This window comes from Budvicia aquatica DSM 5075 = ATCC 35567, from assembly GCF_000427805.1.
Lineage (GTDB): Bacteria > Pseudomonadota > Gammaproteobacteria > Enterobacterales > Enterobacteriaceae > Budvicia > Budvicia aquatica.
In genome coordinates this window covers 1-4,420 of the sequence record NZ_ATYS01000106.1, presented here as the reverse complement: position 1 = coordinate 4,420, position 4,420 = coordinate 1, and the positions used below count along the sequence as shown (strand labels likewise).

The window sequence follows — 4,420 nt, the reverse complement described above, 5'->3', positions numbered from 1 at the left end:
CGCTATCGATAGGGTTTGTGATGTGCCCCGCTCAGGCGGTAATGAGTGGGTCAAGTGGGGAGATAAACGGTAGAGTGCCGACGGCATCGGGTAATCTGATAATACTTCTCCCTGATGGCGCAACGGCGCTGACTGACAATGCGACGGTTTCGNCCACGGCTAAGCCCAGTGAATTTACGCTGGGTGCTTTAACTANCGGGTTAACGGTTGTCGATGTTGATGGTGATGCACCATTAAGTATGGCCGTAGCGTTGCCTGGGGCCACTTGGGAATGGCGGGCACCGAATGGAACACCCTTGACTGCAACACAGCTTACTCAGTCATTTAGTACGAGTTTTGCCAATGACGACATATTAACGGTAAAGGTCAGTGGGCCAGTGACCAGTACCTCTGATTCGGGGTTCCCTATATCAGGAACGGATACATATGAAAGTGTGTGGTATCGCGTCAAAATAAAAGCGTTAGTCGTACCAACGCTACAAGTCAACGAGGCTAACTTTGCCATCGACAGTGGGTTCCCAACAACCGGTTTCATGGATGCTAACTTCCAGTTTTACATGGGCGGAACGAATGCGACCCCGAACGGCAACTACACCTATAGCAGCAACCAACCTGATTGGGTGACTGTGGACGAATTGGGTAATGTCACATTCACAGGTACGCCAACATCAGCTAACAAAACTGCAACCATCACTATCACTGACAAGAGTGGCGCAGAGGCGCAGAGGAGTTTCAGTTTTACGATTAAGACATGGTTCATCAATGATGGTGGTGAAATGGATAAATCACCTCCGCAGGTAGATGCGTATTGCAGTGGTTTGGGGGGCGGGTACGGTACACCAAGTATTACAAGAATGACCAACGCGACAGCTTTTTATCGTCATGGTGTGAGGAATCCAACTGGTGGGTGGTGGCCAGAGTGGGGAGACGTTGATGGTTGGGATAGTGATGGATGGGTGCCTAATTACGTAGCGCGTGAGTCTCAGGGGGTAATATATGGAGATGGAGTCGTGTACAGGGCTTCTGTGCAGTTATGGTTTGGTACTTGGTTAGGTTTGGTGGAGAACCCTGGGGGCACTGAGTCGAAAACCGCAGCGGCTTGCTCTCGAGACCTCTAGATTGGAATTGATTATTTAGCGTTGAGATTTTTTTGCAGTTGTTTTTGCCCGATTCTGGCATTGAGTGCGTCTATCGTGTTCTGTCCATGACATGTTGCGCCCAGCCTCTCAGGCAGTTAACGGCGGGATACATATACCAGCAATCAATATTGGCAATGAATGACACCTGCCAACATCTGGGCTGCCAGTTTATCGCCCTGTCGGCCCAGGTAACTGGAACACACCTTATTTAGGATGTCTGCGGGGTGGTCGTGATAATAATGAGGAACGTTGAGATGTTAGATACCCATAAAACCAACCCGACCTGCCCAAGCTGCCATAAAGCGGCCAATGTCCGTAAGCATGGTAAGGCACGGAGTGGCCTGCCACGCTATTTTTGTAACCATTGCCAGAAAGCGTTTCAGAACCAATACATTTATATCGCTTACCAGCGTCAATCCGCTGATATCCCGACGCGCTGAGTGGCCGGATAATGAGTAAGGATATCGTTATGTCACAGCGTTCAAACTTGAAGTTTGTGAGTCGTTATGCCGAGCTGGCGCAGGTCGCCGCTCAAAAGGAAAGAGTAGGCGATTGGGGCGAAGCATGCATGTGTTGGGAGCGTGCCGCGAATGCGGCTAGATTGTCGGAAAATATGGCCTGGGCATGGTCACGGTCGTTATTTTGTCGTCATGAGGCCGAGTTGTTTAAAGGGCATTTGGGGCGATTATTATCTTCACCGGACCTGAATGGATTAGCGACGATGGGAATAGCCGACGAAGTATAAATAAGTCACTAGGTCCCAGCATCATAAACGCATCACACCAATTTACAGCATCCGATGGCCGGCGTGGTATGGATGAATAAATCCTCCGCGCAGTCGCACTACCACAGTACACCCCTGGCGAGTCGAGATGGGTAAACTGATAGAAGTCATAACGTCATGTAAAGCATGGAAAAGGAAATAACAATGGAAACAAAAATGAACAACAAAAAAAGACGACCTCTAAAGAAAATTGCTTTGGCCATCGCGCTGGCGGGTTACGCTTACGGAGCGGCCTTTGCCGGTACGACGGGTACGTCGGCAACCATTAAGGGACTCGATGCGTCAACCTTAGTCGCCCCGTCATCGGGCTTGCTGGGTGTTGACTTTTCGTTCGTCGGTACTCAAAAAACATCGGGGTTTATCACCGTGGGTGACAAAATTCAAGTGGCCTATCATCATGGTGATACAGACGGTGATGCGGATGCCACTGCCGTAGTATGGCATTGGTATAATGCCGGCGGCACGTCATTGGGCACCGTAACCGATTCAGCGCCAGTGGAAGGGGAAACGTACACATTCAATGTTACGGCTCCACCAGTAGGTGCGCACCACCTCGGAGCTGTTATCACGGGAAACTCAGCGACAGGTGACCCGCGGACACCTATCGTTCTGACCATCGCCGATATTGGCCAGGGGGTTGGTAACCCAAATGGCGAGCCGCTCCCTGATGTCGGTGGTGGTGGGCCTATCATCAGTGGAACCCAAGCAGGCGGTATCTTCCTAACATCGTCAAGCGCGACAGCGGGTTCGGGTGCGACGAATTACGGTGCTGGGGTTGCCGTGCCGAAAATTGGCGATGTGTTTGAACTTAAGGTTTGGGATGATGCTAACAGTAACGGAATTTGGGATACAGGCGAAGCAGACCTGACATCCACGCTAACGGTAGCGAATGTTACGTGGAATCTGGGTGGTATGGCAGCTACGGCTGACAGTGCTGGTACGGGGGCGGCTGCCGCGGCCCCTGCCGCAACGAGTGTGCTGACCTATACCATACCCGTCAATGGCAGCTCTCATTCTGGTCAAACGTGGGGTGACCAGGGCTATACCTTACGAGTCAGTTGGTAAGATGATGTTGTAACAAAGCGGGCCGGACATGATGAGCGTCGGCCTGCTTTTATTGAGCGTGGAAAAGAAGACAGCAACAGTAAAAAAGCAACAGGAAAAGAAGGGAAGGCCGCGCCCATTACGTTATCGCCCTTCGGGTTGGTCCCACGGTAGGTATTGTTGTTGGCCACCACGCGCGATGTTACGTAGCCGATAGCGTTAAATGCAGCAAAGACAACACATAAAGCAAAACAACGATACCAACTACAACAACGACAGACAAGTCATTGACATATTTACGGAGAGGGACTCATGAAACAGCGCGCGAACAACATCGTCGGTGCACACACACATTATCGGGCGGGGGTGTATGGCATACTGTGCGTCGCATTGAGCGGTGTTGCCCCTGCAGTAGGAGCACCGGCGACAGGGGAGACACGCCCGATAATGGGGCGTGCACCGACAGCGGCAGGCTCGGTATCGATACTGAAGCCAGGCGCCACTCCATTGGTCGATAATGACCAGATACTGGGCAGTAAGAAACCGAACGAGTTCACGCTGGCCCCACTCTCTTCTGGCGTCACGTTCACGGATTTGGATGGAGACACTCAAGCCACACCGGGATTGGCGATTGCGCCCGCGGGGGTGACTTGGACGTGGAAGAATGGCGTTACGCCATTAACAACCACCCAACTGAACCAGACGTTTGCGACGAACTTTGCTCACAACACCACCCTCACAGTACAAGCGAATGCCCCGGTGTTGAGTACATCACTCACCGGTTTGCCGACCACATCGGGCACCCCCGTACTACTCACATCACCCGTATACCGAGTCCGAGTGAATAATCCGCCACCACCCGTCATCTATGTGAACGGAACGACATTTGCATGGAACAGCGGATTTCCGACGACGGGATTTGTGGGTGCCAAGTTCCAGCTTTACATGAACGGGGTTGATGCGACAGCGAACAACAATTACACCTACCAGGAAAATGGAAGCCAGACTTGGGTAGATCTAGCAGCATTAAACGCGAGCGGGACCGAAGGAACGGTTAGTTTCATTGGCACCCCCACTAGTGCAAATAAAACATTAACGGTTATCGCTACAAATAAAACAGACAGCAACGACAAGCACACACTAAATATCACTATCGGACGTTGGTTTGTCAATGGTGGAGCTACCACCAGAACCGCAGCGAATGCTGACGCATATTGTACCGGGTTAGGAGGTGGTTATAGTACGCCACCATACGCCACTATGACAAATGCGGCGTATGGTGCAGCAGGAACGCGGGCACCAGTCGCTGGGCTATGGAGCCAGTGGGGGAGCCTGGGCAACTTTGGTTCCGGTTGGCTCGGCGGCGTCTATTGGGCTCTTGAGCCGAATGGGACTAATCGGCACTACGTCGGCCTCGACGTTGGCACTCTACTCAGCCTCCCTCCGGGCTACG

At 52.0% G+C, this 4,420-nt stretch carries 5 protein-coding genes and 1 pseudogene; 5 read left to right on the top strand and 1 reads right to left on the bottom strand.

What is annotated here, in order from left to right; all coding sequences use genetic code 11:
* The first annotated feature begins 20 nt into the window (after positions 1–20).
* The 4 genes from YWE_RS31770 to YWE_RS0120645 all read left to right on the top strand — a co-directional run bounded on the left by YWE_RS31770 (position 21) and on the right by YWE_RS0120645 (position 2,988).
* On the top strand, positions 21–1,118 hold the full coding sequence (locus YWE_RS31770) for a hypothetical protein (RefSeq protein ID WP_036016726.1): 1,098 nt from the start codon (positions 21–23) through the stop codon (positions 1,116–1,118).
* 275 nt (positions 1,119–1,393) lie between these two features.
* Positions 1,394–1,579: an IS1/IS1595 family N-terminal zinc-binding domain-containing protein gene (locus tag YWE_RS0120655; protein WP_029096179.1), complete on the top strand. Its 186-nt coding sequence runs from the start codon at positions 1,394–1,396 to the stop codon at positions 1,577–1,579.
* 29 nt (positions 1,580–1,608) lie between these two features.
* On the top strand, positions 1,609–1,884 hold the full coding sequence (locus YWE_RS28205) for an ANR family transcriptional regulator (protein ID WP_036016723.1): 276 nt from the start codon (positions 1,609–1,611) through the stop codon (positions 1,882–1,884).
* Between the two features lie 183 nt (positions 1,885–2,067).
* Positions 2,068–2,988 (top strand): hypothetical protein, encoded by a 921-nt coding sequence (locus YWE_RS0120645; protein WP_051323488.1) that lies wholly within the window; start codon positions 2,068–2,070, stop codon positions 2,986–2,988.
* 332 nt (positions 2,989–3,320) lie between these two features.
* Here YWE_RS0120645 and YWE_RS30725 read toward each other — a convergent pair whose 3' ends face one another.
* On the bottom strand, positions 3,321–3,575 hold the full coding sequence (locus YWE_RS30725; protein WP_127526496.1) for a hypothetical protein: 255 nt from the start codon (positions 3,573–3,575) through the stop codon (positions 3,321–3,323).
* Between the two features lie 151 nt (positions 3,576–3,726).
* Here YWE_RS30725 and YWE_RS30720 point away from each other — a divergent pair.
* Positions 3,727–4,420 (top strand): annotated as a pseudogene (locus tag YWE_RS30720) (hypothetical protein); the annotation flags it as partial.